Here is a 16,092-nt window from a genome sequence, read left to right as displayed (position 1 = left end):
AGAAATTATTATGAGTAGGGCGATATACGTAATTTCAAAGCCAAAGAAACTAAGTTTATATCGCTGGATCATCATAGGTGCATTAGCGATGATATACATATGGGCATTTTCAGGTGTTCCAATGGAGGGGATAAAAGAAACTGCTGGTCAAATTACAAAAGCAATCATGACGGGGATAATCAATCCTGATTGGGATTATGTCTCTTTGCCAGACGGAGAGGATTTGCTGCACGGGCTTGTTGATACGCTAGCAATCGCTGTGTTAGGAACATTCATATCCGCTTTCCTTTGTGTGCCGTTTGCCTTTTGGGCAGCAACGAATATGAGTACAGGAAAAGTAACTTCTGGCTCGGGAAAATTTGTATTAAGTTTTATTCGAACATTCCCTGAATTGGTCATGGCGCTTCTTTTTATAAAAGCGGTTGGCCCAGGTTCTTTTGCGGGAGTGTTAGCGTTAGGATTACATTCAATTGGAATGCTTGGGAAATTATATTCGGAAGGCATTGAGAATATCGATAAAGGGCCTACAGAAGCATTAGTTGCTACTGGAGCAAATCGTTTTCAGGTGCTTTGGTATGCTGTATTACCACAAGTATTACCCGACTTTTTCTCGTATACGCTATATCGCTTTGAAATTAACGTCCGCTCTGCTTCTATTTTAGGTATGGTTGGTGCAGGCGGAATTGGGACACCATTAATTTTTGCATTGAGCTCTAGAAATTGGTCTCGTGTAGGAATTATTTTGCTAGGAATTATTATAATGGTAATTGTCATTGATTTTATTTCTAGCTCAATTCGAAAGCGGATTGTATAAAGTTCAGCTTCTATCAGTAGGATTGCAAATGGTGGGAGATTGGTAGTCCATTGAAAACACCTTCTATTTCATGTGAATGAATAGAAGGTGTTTTTTTATATTTTTATATTGACCCTAACGCTACGTTATACTTTATTGTAGGAAATGAGGGAGGGCAAAGTGATGACAATGAAAGTGAAAGAAGTAGCAGATTTAGTTGGTATTAGTGTGCGCACACTGCATCATTATGATGAAATTGGGTTATTAACCCCGGAGGAGACTACCGAATCTGGTTATCGCCTTTATTCCAACAATAATTTGGAGACATTGCAACAAATCCTGTTTTTCAAAGAACTAGGCTTCCCTTTAAAGAAAATTAAAGAAATTATCAATGATCCTTCATTTAATCGAGAAGAGGCACTTGTTTTGCACCGTAAAATGCTGCTTGAGAAGCGCTCTAGACTAGATAAAGTGATTGCGACGATTGATAAGACGATTCAACATTCGAAAGGAGAAATTCAAATGACGAACAAAGAAAAATTTGAAGGGTTTGATTTTAGTAAAAACCCATATGAGCAAGAAGCACGTGAAAGATGGGGAAATGAAGCTGTTGACAAAGCAAATGAAACAGCAGCAAACATGACGAGAGAAAAACAAGAAGAATATAATGCAATCTATAGGAAACTTGCGGCACTTCGTAACGACTTACCTGAATCAGAGCAGGCTCAAAAAACAATTAAAGAATGGTATGATTATTTGCAGAACTTTGGTCATTATTCATTGGATGCATTTAAAGGTCTAGGACAAATGTATGTCGATGATGAACGTTTTACAAAAAATATTGATCAATTCGGTGAAGGCTTGGCGGAGTTTATGCGTGATGCGATGGCAGTGTATGCAGAGCGTAATAAGAAGTAAAATGTATATTTACAATTTTAAAGGTCCTATTCTTCATTTGGGAGAATAGGACCCTTTGTTTGTGAAATAAGAAACAATTGGATTTTCCATTAGAAGATGTAGTGTGGTTATGAATTATAATTAAAATACGATCGTTTAAATCATAAAAAAATACGGAAAAAATATGTGTATCATTTCGGATGCAATGTTTAAAGATAATGAGGAATTATATGTAAGTATTGATTAGTGTAAGAAATAAAGAATTCAGGGGTATAAGAAAGGTTTGGACATAAGAGTATAGCTGATATACATCATCAATTTTAGTACGTTTTTTGAACAAATCCGAAAAAACATCAACATATTTGTCCGTACATGTTGTATAATCTTGCAAGGAAAGATATCATATAGATGTGTAAAACGAAAACGTTTACTACTATAAACGAAGGGAAGAATAGCATGTCACATTCAATCGAACAACTTTCTATCAACACGATTCGCACATTATCCATTGATGCGATTGAAAAAGCAAACTCTGGTCACCCAGGAATGCCAATGGGTGCAGCGCCAATGGCATATACAGTATGGACGCAATTTATGAAACATAATCCAAATAATCCAACATGGTTTAACCGTGATCGTTTCGTATTATCTGCAGGGCATGGCTCAATGTTACTATACAGCTTACTTCATCTATCTGGTTATGACGTAACAATGGATGATTTAAAGAGTTTCCGCCAATGGGGAAGTAAAACACCAGGTCATCCTGAGTTCGGGCACACACCAGGTGTAGATGCAACAACAGGTCCACTTGGACAAGGTATCGCAACAGCTGTTGGTATGGCAATGGCTGAAAGACATTTAGCAGCGAAGTACAATCGTGATGAGTATAACGTTGTTGATCATTATACATACGCAATTTGCGGTGATGGAGACTTAATGGAAGGCGTTTCTGCTGAAGCATCTTCATTAGCGGCTCATTTAGGATTAGGCCGTCTTGTTGTGTTATATGATTCTAACGATATTTCATTAGATGGCGATTTAAATCGTTCTTTCTCTGAAAGCGTAGAGGATCGCTATAAAGCATACGGCTGGCAAGTAATTCGTGTTGAAGATGGGAACGATATCGGAGCGATTGCGAAAGCGCTGGAAGAAGCAAAAGCTGACGAAAAACGTCCAACATTAATCGAAGTAAGAACAACAATCGGATTCGGTTCACCAAACAAATCTGGTAAATCAGCTTCACACGGTTCTCCACTAGGTGTAGAAGAAACGAAATTAACAAAAGAAGCATATACTTGGGCATTTGAACAAGATTTCTATGTACCAAAAGAAGTGTATGAAAACTTCCGTAAAACAGTACAAGATGCTGGACAAACAGCAGAAACTGAGTGGAATGCAATGCTTGATGGATACGCAAAAGCTTATCCAGAATTAGCAGCTGAACTACAAACAGCAATGAAAGGTCTTCTTCCAGAAGGTTGGGATAAGAACTTACCAACATACGAAATGGGTTCAAAAACAGCAACTCGTTCATCTTCAGGACAAATTATTAATGCAATTGCTGAATCTGTACCATCATTCTTTGGTGGATCTGCAGACCTTGCTGGTTCTAACAAAACATACATGAACAAAGAAAAAGACTTCACAAGAGAAGACTACAGCGGTAAAAATATTTGGTACGGTGTACGCGAGTTCGCAATGGGTGCAGCAATGAACGGTATCGCACTTCATGGCGGTTTAAAAACTTACGGTGGTACGTTCTTCGTATTCTCTGACTATTTACGTCCAGCAATCCGTCTTGCTGCGTTAATGCAACTGCCAGTAACATATGTGTTCACACATGATAGTATCGCAGTTGGAGAAGATGGACCAACGCATGAGCCAGTCGAACAGCTTGCAGCTCTTCGTGCAATGCCAAACGTATCTGTTCTTCGTCCTGCTGATGGTAACGAATCTGTTGCAGCTTGGAAGCTAGCGTTAGAATCTACAAAAACACCAACAGCATTAATCTTAACTCGTCAAGATCTTCCAACATTAGAAGGTGCTAAAGACGATACGTATGAAAAAGTAGCAAAAGGTGCATACGTAATTTCTGCAAGCAAAAAAGAAACTGCTGATGTAATCTTACTTGCAACTGGATCTGAAGTAAGCTTAGCAATTGAAGCGCAAACAGCATTAGCGCAAGACGGTGTTGACGCAGCTGTTGTCAGCATGCCGTCTATGGACCGCTTTGAAGCACAATCTGCTGAATATAAAGAATCTGTATTACCAAAAGCAGTAACAAAACGTTTCGCAATTGAAATGGGTGCTACTTTCGGATGGCATCGTTACGTTGGTCTTGAAGGAGATGTACTAGGTATCGATACATTCGGTGCTTCTGCTCCTGGTGAAAAGATTATGGAAGAATACGGATTCACTGTAGAAAACGTTGTTCGCAAAGTAAAAGAAATGCTTTAATGATTTTGGAAAAATCTCTCCGGCATGGAGAGATTTTTCTATATAAAAGAGTTTATTCCGTTGCTCAGGAGCAGTAAGAATCTAATCGGTGAGAATTTTCTATCAATGGAGGGGGAAAATCTCTATTGATGAAAGTGTCACTTTATTCGACAGAAAAAGTTTTTTCTTTCTCCGCAGTCAGACAATCATTGCATATTTGTTTCTATATAATGAAAAGAAATGAAGTTGTCCAATGCGGGAGGGAAAGTATGAGAACGTATGAACTGTACTTAATTCAAGAAGATGTTACGAAGTTATATTTCGGTCGTGAGTTTTTATTGTTTGATTTGTTTGCTAGTTTTGCACAGTCTCGTTCCCTTTCAGAAAAGAAAGTGTTGTATAAACAAATGAAGTATATTACGTTGCCCTTACAAGTAATGAAATTACATCATAAAATAGAACAGGTACTACGAACTTACGGGAAACATGAAAGAAATGAGCATATGCATATTGTATCCAATGAAAATGTGTATGGAGAAGTGAGTATTAAACCACAATATATTCGAATGCGTACTTCTAAAAATGTTGAAATGGAAACAGCCATTTTTGAAGTACTTAGAAAATGTGAATTAACATTTCTTGCGATGGATTATGAGAGTAAACAATACGGATGGTTAAATCCTCTCAAACAAGTGCGTACTTATATATAAAAAATGTCGAATACAATCTTGTCTTATTGAAAAGGTTTTAGTACACTGTAAGGTAGACAACATGAAGGAGGAAAATATATGTCAATTTGGGTAGTTGTTCTAGTGGGCGTATTAGCACTAGTAGCAGGCGTTGCGTTAGGGTTTTTCATCGCACGCAAATATATGATGAACTATTTACAAAAAAATCCACCAATTAATGAACAAATGTTAAAAATGATGATGATGCAAATGGGACAAAAACCATCCCAAAAGAAAATCAATCAAATGATGAGCGCAATGAATAAACAACAACTGAAATAAGCGCTATAAAAGGCACTCGTATTCGAGTGCCTTTTTATTTTGTTTCTTGAAAATGTTTTAAACTTTAAAAAATTCAGTAATTTTGATAAACTGAAAACATCGCTCATTTGGGATAGGAGGTATAAAATGAAAGTTTTTTTAGATTTGGCATGGTTTTTTAAACAAGAGAAACGAGCGTACATAGCTGGTATTTTTTTATTGTTTGGCGTTGCTCTTCTTGAACTTGTGCCACCAAAAGTGATCGGCATTGTTGTTGATGAAATTAGCAATCATTCATTAACAGCTGAGAAGCTATTACAATGGGCAGGGATTTTAGTTGGTTCTGGGGTGACGATGTATATTTTGCGTTATGTGTGGCGCATAATGATTTTCGGCTCTTCTTTAAAGTTAGCCCGTCAATTACGTCAAAAATTGTATAAGCACTTTACAAATATGAGCCCATCATTCTACCAACAGCATCGTACTGGTGATTTAATGGCACACGCGACAAATGATATTCAAGCAGTTCAGCAAACAGCTGGTTCTGGGGTGTTAACGCTTGTAGACTCATTAGCGGTGGGCGGATGTGTTCTTGTTGCGATGGGGTTTACGATTAGTTGGAAGTTAACATTAATCAGTTTAATTCCAATGCCAATCGTAGCGGTTGCGACAAACTATTATGGAACGTTGTTACATCGTCGTTTTCATAAAGCGCAGCAGGCTTTTTCAGAAATCAATGATAAAGTTCAGGAAAGTATGAGTGGAATGAAGGTAATTCGTTCACTTGGTCAAGAAAAAGAAGATTTACAAGCATTTCGTGATAAATCGGAAGATGTAGTACAGAAAAATATTCTTGTTGCTCGCATTGATTCATTATTTGACCCAACAATTTCTTTAATTGTAGGTTTTTCTTTCCTAATTGCAGTATGTTATGGTTCTGTATTGGTTGTTCGTGGTGAGCTTACGATAGGAGAACTTATTACGTTTACTTCTTATTTAGGGACGCTCGTATGGCCGATGTTAGCGTTTGGTTGGCTATTTAATATTATGGAGCGTGGGCGTGCTTCTTATGATCGTATTCAAAAATTATTCATGCAAGTATCGGATGTTGTGGATAGAGAAGGGGCAAGTAAAGAAGTAGCAAGTGGTAATATCAAGTTTGATATTGATACATTCTCGTACAAGAAAAATGAAGTGATAAATCTACAAGATATTCATTTTTCTTTACAAAAAGGGGAAACTTTAGGGATTGTAGGGCGTACCGGTGCAGGAAAAACAACATTATTAAAGTGTTTAATTCGAGAATATGATCATTTTGATGGAGCGGTACGTGTTGGAGAAACCGATATTCGAGATATGACGTTACATGCCATTCGTTCCGCTATTTCGTATGTACCACAAGATCATTTCTTATTTTCTGCAAATATAGGAGAAAATATCGCATTTGGAAAACCGGATGCTACATATAAAGATATTGTACACGCAGCTACGATTGCATGTATTCATGAGGACATTACGAAATTCCCAGAAGGATATGAAACAGTGGTTGGTGAACGCGGCGTTTCTTTATCAGGTGGCCAAAAACAGCGTATTTCGATTGCGCGTGCATTATTAACAAATGCTGAAATTTTAATTTTAGATGACTGTTTATCAGCAGTAGATGCAAAAACAGAGGAAACGATTTTAGCGGCATTAAAGCGTGAACGTGAAAATAAAACAACTATTATTACAGCACATCGGTTAAGCGCTATTCAGCATGCAAATTTAATTCTCGTTATTGACGATGGAAAGATTGTACAGCGTGGAACGCACGACAGTTTGATGCAACAAGACGGCTGGTATAAAGACATGTATGAAAGTCAACAATTAGAATCACTAGTTGAGAAAGGAGGGGTATGATGAACGAGAAAAAGCGAAGTGACCTATGGCGTCTATTATCCTATATGAAGCCATATAAGAAACTGCTGACGCTAGCGTTTTTATTTTTAGTTGGTGCAACTATAGCGGAAATGATGGGCCCTTTTTTAATTAAGAAATTTATTGATGAGCATTTAGTTCCGAAGAGTTTTGAACAAAATGTATTAGTGACGTTATTTGTTGTGTATATAGTCTTTCATTTATTAAAAGTGTTCTTTACGTATTTGAATTTATTATATTTCCAAAACATTGCCTTCAAAATTGTGCAAGATATGCGTGTAGAGGTATATGAACATGTACAAAGTTTATCGCTTAGCTTCTTTGATCGTACACCAATTGGAACGCTCGTTTCTCGGATAACGAACGATACGGAGGCGATTAAAGATTTTTTTGTAAGTGTATTATCTACTTTTGTAAAAAATATTGTGTTTTTAATCGGTATTTTAATATCTATGTTTCTACTAGATGTGAAGCTTGCCTTGTTTTCATTACTTCTTATTCCAACTATGATTACGATTATGGCTTTTTATCGTCGCAAGAGTTCAGTCTTTTATTTAGAACTTCGCAATCAATTAAGCATATTAAATGCAAAATTGAATGAATCTATTCAAGGTATGAACATTATTCAAGTATTCCGCCAAGAAAAACGGATGCGTAAAGAATTTGAAGTAGTAAATGAAAAACACTACGGAGCAGGACGCCGCAATTTGAAATTAGATGCACTGCTTTTACGTCCGGCGACTGATCTTGTTCATATTTTGGCAATTGTATTGGTGTTGACGCTGTTTGGAATTGATGCAATGCATAGTCCTGTTGAAGTTGGTGTATTATATGCTTTTGTTAACTACATTCATCGTTTCTTTGATCCAGTAAACGAAATGATGATGAAATTATCTTTCTTCCAGCAAGCAGTTGTCTCATCATCGCGTGTGTTTCATTTAATGGATGAAAAAGATTTAGCACCAGTACAACAAGGGAATGGAACTCCTTTCATGACGGAAGGGGAAATTGAGTTTAAAAATGTTACGTTCTCTTATGATGGAAAACGTGACGTACTGAAAAATGTATCTTTTCATGTAAAACCGGGGCAAACTGTTGCTTTTGTTGGGCATACAGGTAGTGGGAAAAGTACAATTATGAACTTATTGATGCGTTTTTATCATGTTAATCAAGGAGAAATTGTAATTGATGGAGTTCGATTAGAGAACTTTCAAGAGATGGAAATACGAAAACGTATCGGTCTTGTATTACAAGATGCTTTCTTATTTGCTGGAACAGTTAAACAAAACATTCGCATGTATGATGAAAGTATTACGGATGAGGAAGTGGAAGAAGCTGCAAAATTTGTGCAAGCTAATACATTTATCGAACAGTTATCAGATCAATATGATACAGAGGTAGTTGAAAGAGGAGCGGCGTTTTCAAGCGGTCAAAGACAGCTTGTAGCATTTGCGAGAACTGTTGCTACAAATCCGAAAGTATTAGTGCTGGATGAGGCAACAGCGAACATCGATACAGAAACAGAAGAAGCAATTCAAACGGCATTGCAGCGTATGCGAAAAGGGAGAACAACTATTGCAATTGCGCATCGTTTATCGACAATTCAAGATGCTGACCAAATCTTCGTGATGCATGATGGTCAAATTGTTGAGAGAGGAACACATCAAGAGTTGTTGACGCAACAGGGGTTATATTACAATATGTATTTGTTGCAGAATAAAGGAAGCCTTCAGAAAGCCTTGTAAGAACAAGGTTTTGAGGGCTTTATTTTTTTAAAATGAGCATATTAAATTTAATGCTGGATCCCCAGAAAGTTTTTATATTATGTTTAATAGGATTTAAATATTTGTTTTTTGTTCATTCATTACTTAACAATAAGGATTGTATGAAATGGTGTAATTTATATTTTAATCGAACGAATATTCTTTGGATGGGTTGAAATATGGTATAAATAGCTTAATTATAGGAGGAGGAGAACTTGACGATACATCGTTCACATATGTTATTATTTATTAGTTTTTGGATCGCTTTATTTATCTCAGGAATACAGCCGAAAGATTTGTTTACATGGTGGCTAGAAGTATTACCGGCTATTATTCTTGTATTGATTTTAGCGGCGACATATCATCGTTTTCGATTTACGACATTTACGTATGTTTGGATTTGGCTTCATATGCTTATATTACTTATTGGCGGACGTTATACATATGCAGAAGTACCTCTCTTTAACTGGTTACGCGATACGTTTCATTTAGAAAGAAATTATTATGACCGCGTAGGTCATTTTGCGCAAGGCTTCGTTCCTGCTCTTTTAACACGTGAGGTTCTCATTAGAGTGGTAGAAATTCAAAAGAGAGGATGGTTATCAATCCTTGTAATTGCTATGTGTCTAGCATTTAGTGCACTATATGAATTGCTTGAATTTTTAGTTGCCAAATTGACAGGAACGGCAGCAAGTGCCTTTTTAGGTACGCAAGGAGATCCATGGGATACACAGTGGGATATGACTTTAGCGCTAATAGGTGCAATTTTAGCTCTACTATTGTTTAGAAATGTACAAGATAGAAAGATGAAATAAGAGATTAATATGTATTACATATTAATTATATATGTAATACATATTTCACATATAAAGAAGATTACTATACTATAATAAATGTAACATTTGAATGTTTGATGTATTACCGGTAATATCCCTATCCCTTTTTTAAAAATGCGAACTCGATTGATTTCTTTTCCTGTACGGAAAATATTGTTCGATATCCATTATGGAACGTACATAATGGAAAAAATCCCGATTTCCTAGAGGATGCCCCTAATCTTCATGTGATAATGTGTACGGAGAAAACATAAATGTTTCTTCCGTTTACAATCGGAAAAAAGAAAGCTGGCCATTTTGGTCAGCTTTCTTTTTTTCCTGCAATGATGTCCTCTTTTACAATCTCTGTTTTCAATAATAATGCTTTTCCAAAACGGCGCTGACATTCTTCAGTTATTTTTTGAACTGCCAATGTGTTAGAAGAAGCAGCAACAGTTACTAATGTTTGTCGTGTTCCTCGATTTTCCTCACAAAACACACAATCCACAACATACTTAGAAATTTTCACAGAATCCTTCCTTTCTGTTTTTTAGGAATGCGCTGTCTTTGAAGTTGCTAAAAGTATTCGATAAATTACAAGCTTCTTCCTCTTTTTTCGAGGAAAAATTAGGTGAAAGACAGAATAATATGTATGGGAGGGATAGAGGATGAAGCGTTGGATTGGAGCAGCAGCAATTTGTATGAATGATAATAATGAAGTATTAATGGTCTTACAAGGAAAGCCAGAAGAAGAAAAACGTTGGTCTGTACCTTCAGGTGGCCTAGAAAAAGGAGAAACGTTAGAAGAGTGTTGCATACGTGAAGTATGGGAAGAAACAGGGTATCGTGTTGAAGTTATTGAAAAAGTGCACGAAAAAATAGGTGTTACATTCAATATTCCTGTACAAGTTCACTATTATGTTGTGAAAATAGTAGGGGGAGAAAGAAAAATTCAAGATCCGGATGGATTGATTTATAGGATTGAGTGGAAGCCGCTTCAAGAACTTAAAAATCTTCCTCTTTCATTTCCGGAAGATTATGAGTTGTTGTGTCAGTTGTGTATATGCTAGGAAATGATTGAGGCAGGAAATACAAAAATGGATAAAGGGAGATAATTAAATATTGAAGGGGATAAAAGAAAACGTATATTAGGACTCCCTTGTATACGTTTTTTTAAATCCCGTAAAAGCCCGATTGGTGAGAGCTTTCCATCATTGAGGGCGTTTTAAAAATATTTGTCTAATATATAATTCTTATGTTATTAATTTATTATATATATTAATAAAAAAGGGTGTTCTATATGGAATTACGGCATTTACAATACTTTATTGTTGTAGCAGAAGAGCTTCACTTTGGAAGAGCGGCAGCTCGCTTACAGATGACGCAGCCACCGCTTAGTCAACAAATTCAACAATTAGAACAAGAAATGGGAGTTACACTATTTTCAAGAACGAAACGAAGAGTAGAGTTAACAGAAGCAGGAGAATTGTTTTTAAAGGAAGTGAAAAAAGCTTTTACGCAAATTGAGAAAGCGGTCGAAGTTGCTCAGAGGGCACAAAGAGGAGAGATTGGATCGCTGTCTATTGGTTTTGTTGGTTCAGCAATGTATGATATTTTGCCGCCAATTGTTCGAGAATATCGAAATAAATTTCCGAATGTATCCGTTGTACTGCATGAATTATCTACACCAGAACAAGTAGATGCACTTCATGATAATCGAATTGATGTCGGGATGCTGCGTCCACCTATTACAAGTCAGTTATTACAATTGGAAACAGTTCAACATCTTCCTTGTACACTTTGTTTACCGAAGGCACATCCGCTTGCGAGTAAACAAGCAATATATATTGAAGACTTGCAAAAAGAATCCTTTGTTTTTATTTCTCGAAATGTTTGGCCAACATTATATGATAATATTCTCTCTTTATGCCGAGATGCAGGATTTAGTCCGCAAATTGTACAAGAGGCAACAGAGTATCAAACAGTAGTAGGACTTGTTGCCGCTGGAATTGGGATAACGGTAATACCAGTGTCTGCAAATAAATTATATCAATCAGAAGTTGTATATAAAGAAATATGTGATTCTAATTTTGTGGCGGAACTAGCGGTTGCGTATCGAAAGGCAAATATAAATCCAGAATTACAAGAGTTTTTGAAAATAGCGAAAGCAAGGAGAATGAATTTATCCCGCACTAACGGGCAGTAAAACTGCGGAAGAACAGGAAGGAAAACTGCCCGTAAGAGCCCGATTGGTTCAACTAACCATCTGAGAAAAGGCACTCCGATGGAAGTTTCACGTTATCCCGCACTAACGGGCGGTAAGGCTGGAGAAGAACGGGCAGTAATACCTCCACCTCAAAATTCCGAGAGAAGCGTAGAAGATAAGTGGAGGGTAAAGAATCCCCCGCTGATAGAAGTTTCACTTTATAAAATGACGAGAAAAATGACAAAACTGTAAGACTGTACTGAAGCATGTAAGGAAGTTCGATGTTTTCCTCATTCTTTTTTTATTATAGTGAAAGAGAAGAAAGAATAAGGAGATGTCATGCTCATGAAGATACATATTTTGATAAAAATAGAAAAAGCGTGGGAGGGGAAAAGAGATGACGTTTTCTCAACTTGCGTTTAAAAACGTTAGTCGAAATATACGTGCATATGCCGCGTATTTTTTAAGCAGTGCATTTTCAGTTATGATTTTCTTTTTATATGCTTTATTTATTTTTCATCCTGATATTTATGGAAGTAAGGAATTTCCGGGTGCTGTGCGGCAAGGAATGCTTGTTGCAGAATACATTATTTATTTCTTTTCTTTTTTCTTTATTTTTTACTCTGTTAGTTCATTTTTAAAGGTTAGGAATAAAGAGTTTGGTATTTTTGTTATTCATGGTATTACAAAGCGGCAATTGATTCGGATGATATTCTTTGAAAATATGATTGTCGGTATAAGTGCTCTTATAAGCGGTATTGCTTTCGGTTGTTTATTTGGAAAGTTATTTTTCATGTTAGCAAGTACAGTGATGAACTTAAAAAGTTTGCCGTTTTATATGCCATGGCAAGCTATGAAATTAACAGCGGTTGTGTTTTTGGTATTGTTTTTCATTGTTGCTTTTATGACAAGTTTATTTGTGCAAAGCAAAAAAGTGATTGCGCTATTAAAAGGGAATAAGAAGCCCAAGCCTGAACCGAAAGCTTCTATTTTATTATCTATAGTTGCAGCAGGTCTGATTGCAATTGGATATATTTTATCTATGGCAGCAACACCTGGTACTATCATGTTTTTATTATTACCTGTTACAACAATTGTAATTATTGGTACTTACTTTTTATATTCACAACTTAGTGTATTTATCATAAGGTTTTTAAAACAATGGAAACATATATATTGGAAGAAAACAAATTTATTATCCTTTTCTATGTTAGCCTACCGCATGAAAGATAATGCACGTATGTTCTTTATGGTAACGATTGTGTCGACTGTTTCTTTTTGTGCCATTGGAACGTTTGCTGCTTTTTTAGAAGCACAAAAGAATGAAACGATGAATAACATACCATTTGCTTTTAGTTTGATGACTTATAATGAACATCAAGCACAGAAAGAACAATACGAAAAAGAAATTGAAGCTACTTTTCAAAAGGAAAAAATTATCTATAAAAAGGTCAGTGCAAAGTTGAGTTTTCAAGCAATTTCTAATCAGACGCAATCAGCGGTTATTATGAGTCAGGCTGATTATAATATATTTGCAAAGCAGCTTGGTTATGAAACGGTGGCATTAACAGGGAAAGAAATAGCTCGTGTCCCTTCTTTTGGACAAAGTAATCTTATTGATACTTCTAAAGAAACAGATGTAACGTTACAAGAAAGCGAAACACAATTTCATGTTTCTCGTGTGTTGCAACATAATATTTTTTCCGGCGCTGTATTTCCGGGACAAATTCTTGTTGTTTCTAATGAAATGAAACAATTGATTACAGAGGGACAAAAAACAGTAAGTTATACAGCGTATGAAGTGAAGAACTGGGAAGAAACGACGCAAGTAGCAGAGCAATTAGAGAAACAAATAAACCAAAAAGGGCAATATGAATTTTCATCACGCATTACAACTTATAATGAGATTAAACAAATGACAAGCATTATTTTATTTATCGGTTTGTTTGTCGGAGTGATATTTTATTTATCTGCTGTCAGCTTTTTATATTTTCGTTTATTTACTGATTTAGAAACGGATAAACAATACTATCAATCGCTTATGAAACTAGGTATGGGCGAAGACGAAATGAAACGAATTATGACTGTACAAATGGGAGCATTATTCTTTGTTCCGATTCTCATAGCTGTTTTACATACGAGTGTAGCTTTAATGACGTTGCAAAAATTATTCATAACAGAGATTCTTCGTTCTTCACTTATTGTTATGGGGGTATTTTTATTCGTTCATACATGTTACTTTTTACTATTAAAAAAACGATACTTTTTACAACTGAAAAAGCAAATTATGCGATAAAAACAGCGATGTTACTTTGTAACATCGCTGTTTTTATCGTCAATACAATATGTATTTTTCAATCTAAGTCTAAAGACTTAGATATAATTCCTATTGGAGTTCGATGCGAAGGCACATATCATTTTATATACTAATTTGTAGTATAGGAAGTTGTACGGAGGAGTTGTTATGTCGTTATTTCAATTAGCACGAAAAAATATACAAGAGCATGCAGTAGAACGTATACAACATTTTGTTGTTATTTCTTGTAGTGTGATTGTATATTTTCTTTTCGTATCCATTCAATATAATAAAGCTGTTGTAGGGGCAATAAATCATAGATCGTTACTAATGAATTCTTTATATTATGGATCAACAATAGCCCTCGGTTTTTCATGTCTTTTCATACTGTATGTACATGCTTGTTTTATGAAAAAGCGACAAAAAGAATTACAATCGCATCGATTAACTGGCCTGAAAAGAAAGCAAATAGGGCTTATTTTATGCTATGAGCAATTTATGATAGGGGGAGGAGGGCTTATAGTAGGGCTTCTTCATGGTATGTTATTTTTAAAGTTATTTACTATTGTTATTTTGAGAGTAACGGGTTGTCACGGAATAAGCAGTGCACCGATTACGATATATGGCCTTTTGTATACAGTTATTTCATTTATTATGATTATTTTATTGACAGCGGGACAATGTTATCGATGTGTGTATCAATTGAGTAGTGTAGATTCAAATGAAGTGACTGGCAAATTATGAATGTTTGATGTATATGTTAAACATAATATAAAATGAAAACCGGGCTTCTTAGAGAAGTCCGGTTTTCATTTTATGCTGCCACTTTTTTATGTGTATGCTGTCTTGTGTATCGGCCGCGCATTTTATATGCAATTTGAGGAATTGTAATGCCGACAAGGATAAGCGCAACACCAAGCCATTGTGAAGTAAGTACAGCTTCTTTTAAAAGAACTACCGACATGATTGTTGTAACAGGTAATTCAGCAGCACCTAAAATTGTAGCTAAACCAGAACCGATTTTGGGAATTCCGATTGTAAATGTAATGGTGGGAATCACAATACTAAATGTTCCTAATGCTAGCCCATATTTCCATAATCCATTTGTAAGTGCACCATTGTATATAAACGTTGGTGGGAAAGTAATCATTACTAATGTTAACGCGCCTGCCATAAGCAATACGCCGCGAGGTAATGATGGGACTTCTACTGCCACTCTTCCGCTCACGAAAATATAAAAAGCAAATGCAATTGCTGATAATAATCCGAAGAAGATACCTTTCATATCAAAACTTCCTGCCGATTGTTCGAGTAATCCGCTTGAAAGAAACGTTCCAGCTAGTAAGAAAAGTACAGAAATCATTTTCTCTCTAGAAGGAAATGTCTTTGTTGCAACTGCTTCAATAATAATCCCGATCCAAACAAATTGGAATAATAAAACAATAGCGATAGAAGCTGGTACAGTCTGTAAGGAACCGTAATAAAAAATACCTGTTAAGCTGGCTGATGTGCCTGCGATAAATAAAATAATCATTTGCTTTAATGGTACACGATGCCTAGAGATTACTAATGTAATCGCAAGTAAAATGAGCCATCCGAACAAATATTGACTTCCGATTACTTCTCCTAGTGTAAATCCTTCACTGTACGCAAATTTAACAAAGATTGCTAAAATACCGTAACTGCATGCTCCTAATAAAACGAGTAATGAATAACGAAGCACCCTATATTCCTCCAATCTATTTTATTAGTAACTATGTTCCAAAACGAACAAATATAGCTAGATGGAAGTATACAAAATTAAAAATGTAGGGTCAACTGAAAGAAAAGTGTGACATTTTATAGAATAATAATAAAAGTATGATATTTATGCATAATGATGAAAAACGAGGGATATATTGCTGAAGAATATAACAGGAATATGAATATAACTTTCATTATAAAAAAATATTTTATAATAATAAATGAAGTGAAATATAT

At 35.7% G+C, this 16,092-nt stretch carries 14 protein-coding genes; 12 read left to right on the top strand and 2 right to left on the bottom strand.

The genetic code is table 11. The features are described from left to right. Positions 1-10 precede the first annotated feature (10 nt). The 8 genes from phnE to AB1284_RS13700 all read left to right on the top strand — a co-directional run bounded on the left by phnE (position 11) and on the right by AB1284_RS13700 (position 9,610). Positions 11-814, top strand: a complete 804-nt coding sequence (phnE, locus tag AB1284_RS13735; protein ID WP_429748667.1) for a phosphonate ABC transporter, permease protein PhnE — start codon at positions 11-13, stop codon at positions 812-814. Between the two features lie 162 nt (positions 815-976). After that, positions 977-1,711 (top strand): MerR family transcriptional regulator, encoded by a 735-nt coding sequence (locus tag AB1284_RS13730; RefSeq protein ID WP_429748669.1) that lies wholly within the window; start codon positions 977-979, stop codon positions 1,709-1,711. A gap of 435 nt (positions 1,712-2,146) precedes the next feature. Beyond that, entirely contained in the window at positions 2,147-4,147 is a 2,001-nt protein-coding gene (tkt, locus tag AB1284_RS13725) for a transketolase (protein ID WP_429748671.1), read from the top strand. Between the two features lie 248 nt (positions 4,148-4,395). Beyond that, complete coding sequence (sirA, locus tag AB1284_RS13720) at positions 4,396-4,836, top strand: sporulation inhibitor of replication protein SirA (RefSeq protein WP_429748673.1); 441 nt, start codon at positions 4,396-4,398, stop codon at positions 4,834-4,836. 78 nt (positions 4,837-4,914) lie between these two features. Then, on the top strand, positions 4,915-5,136 hold the full coding sequence (locus AB1284_RS13715) for a YneF family protein (protein WP_098309636.1): 222 nt from the start codon (positions 4,915-4,917) through the stop codon (positions 5,134-5,136). 126 nt (positions 5,137-5,262) lie between these two features. Continuing rightward, entirely contained in the window at positions 5,263-7,014 is a 1,752-nt protein-coding gene (locus AB1284_RS13710) for an ABC transporter transmembrane domain-containing protein (RefSeq protein WP_429748675.1), read from the top strand. Further along, positions 7,014-8,777, top strand: coding sequence for an ABC transporter ATP-binding protein (locus tag AB1284_RS13705; RefSeq protein ID WP_429748676.1), 1,764 nt, complete (start codon positions 7,014-7,016; stop codon positions 8,775-8,777). Before AB1284_RS13710 ends, AB1284_RS13705 begins: the two co-directional genes overlap by 1 nt. Positions 8,778-9,031: 254 nt before the next feature. Further along, a complete protein-coding gene (locus AB1284_RS13700) occupies positions 9,032-9,610 on the top strand; it encodes a DUF2238 domain-containing protein (protein WP_429754268.1) in 579 nt (192 codons plus the stop codon). Between the two features lie 322 nt (positions 9,611-9,932). On the opposite strand, the gene AB1284_RS13695 is transcribed toward AB1284_RS13700, so the two are convergent. Further along, complete coding sequence (locus AB1284_RS13695; RefSeq protein WP_429748677.1) at positions 9,933-10,139, bottom strand: DUF3903 domain-containing protein; 207 nt, start codon at positions 10,137-10,139, stop codon at positions 9,933-9,935. A gap of 139 nt (positions 10,140-10,278) precedes the next feature. On the opposite strand from AB1284_RS13695, the gene AB1284_RS13690 reads away from it, so the two are divergent. The 4 genes from AB1284_RS13690 to AB1284_RS13675 all read left to right on the top strand — a co-directional run bounded on the left by AB1284_RS13690 (position 10,279) and on the right by AB1284_RS13675 (position 14,856). Further along, the gene (locus tag AB1284_RS13690; RefSeq protein ID WP_429748678.1) at positions 10,279-10,680 is read left to right on the top strand and encodes an NUDIX hydrolase; all 402 of its coding nucleotides are present in this window, start codon (positions 10,279-10,281) and stop codon (positions 10,678-10,680) included. A gap of 230 nt (positions 10,681-10,910) precedes the next feature. Continuing rightward, positions 10,911-11,816 (top strand): acetoin biosynthesis transcriptional regulator AlsR, encoded by a 906-nt coding sequence (alsR, locus tag AB1284_RS13685; RefSeq protein ID WP_429748679.1) that lies wholly within the window; start codon positions 10,911-10,913, stop codon positions 11,814-11,816. Between the two features lie 397 nt (positions 11,817-12,213). After that, on the top strand, positions 12,214-14,112 hold the full coding sequence (locus AB1284_RS13680) for an FtsX-like permease family protein (RefSeq protein ID WP_429748680.1): 1,899 nt from the start codon (positions 12,214-12,216) through the stop codon (positions 14,110-14,112). Positions 14,113-14,280: 168 nt separating this feature from the next. Beyond that, the gene (locus tag AB1284_RS13675; protein ID WP_429748681.1) at positions 14,281-14,856 is read left to right on the top strand and encodes an FtsX-like permease family protein; all 576 of its coding nucleotides are present in this window, start codon (positions 14,281-14,283) and stop codon (positions 14,854-14,856) included. 70 nt (positions 14,857-14,926) lie between these two features. Here the strand turns inward: AB1284_RS13675 and AB1284_RS13670 are convergent, their stop codons facing one another. Next, the gene (locus AB1284_RS13670; protein ID WP_429748682.1) at positions 14,927-15,835 is read right to left on the bottom strand and encodes an EamA family transporter; all 909 of its coding nucleotides are present in this window, start codon (positions 15,833-15,835) and stop codon (positions 14,927-14,929) included. Positions 15,836-16,092 lie beyond the last annotated feature (257 nt).

The organism is Bacillus sp. S2(2024), assembly GCF_050474045.1.
In the GTDB taxonomy this organism is placed as follows: domain Bacteria; phylum Bacillota; class Bacilli; order Bacillales; family Bacillaceae_G; genus Bacillus_A; species Bacillus_A yunxiaonensis.
Note: the sequence above shows the minus strand (reverse complement) of the source record. Positions and strands in the feature narration are given on the sequence as shown.

Bases quoted from the DNA above. Each gene is read 5' to 3' on its own strand.
- phnE (WP_429748667.1), top strand. From the start codon at position 11: ATGAGTAGGGCGATATACGTAATTTCAAAGCCAAAGAAACTAAGTTTA.
- AB1284_RS13730 (WP_429748669.1), top strand. From the start codon at position 977: ATGACAATGAAAGTGAAAGAAGTAGCAGATTTAGTTGGTATTAGTGTG.
- tkt (WP_429748671.1), top strand. From the start codon at position 2,147: ATGTCACATTCAATCGAACAACTTTCTATCAACACGATTCGCACATTA.
- sirA (WP_429748673.1), top strand. From the start codon at position 4,396: ATGAGAACGTATGAACTGTACTTAATTCAAGAAGATGTTACGAAGTTA.
- AB1284_RS13715 (WP_098309636.1), top strand. From the start codon at position 4,915: ATGTCAATTTGGGTAGTTGTTCTAGTGGGCGTATTAGCACTAGTAGCA.
- AB1284_RS13710 (WP_429748675.1), top strand. From the start codon at position 5,263: ATGAAAGTTTTTTTAGATTTGGCATGGTTTTTTAAACAAGAGAAACGA.
- AB1284_RS13705 (WP_429748676.1), top strand. From the start codon at position 7,014: ATGAACGAGAAAAAGCGAAGTGACCTATGGCGTCTATTATCCTATATG.
- AB1284_RS13700 (WP_429754268.1), top strand. From the start codon at position 9,032: ATGTTATTATTTATTAGTTTTTGGATCGCTTTATTTATCTCAGGAATA.
- AB1284_RS13690 (WP_429748678.1), top strand. From the start codon at position 10,279: ATGAAGCGTTGGATTGGAGCAGCAGCAATTTGTATGAATGATAATAAT.
- alsR (WP_429748679.1), top strand. From the start codon at position 10,911: ATGGAATTACGGCATTTACAATACTTTATTGTTGTAGCAGAAGAGCTT.
- AB1284_RS13680 (WP_429748680.1), top strand. From the start codon at position 12,214: ATGACGTTTTCTCAACTTGCGTTTAAAAACGTTAGTCGAAATATACGT.
- AB1284_RS13675 (WP_429748681.1), top strand. From the start codon at position 14,281: ATGTCGTTATTTCAATTAGCACGAAAAAATATACAAGAGCATGCAGTA.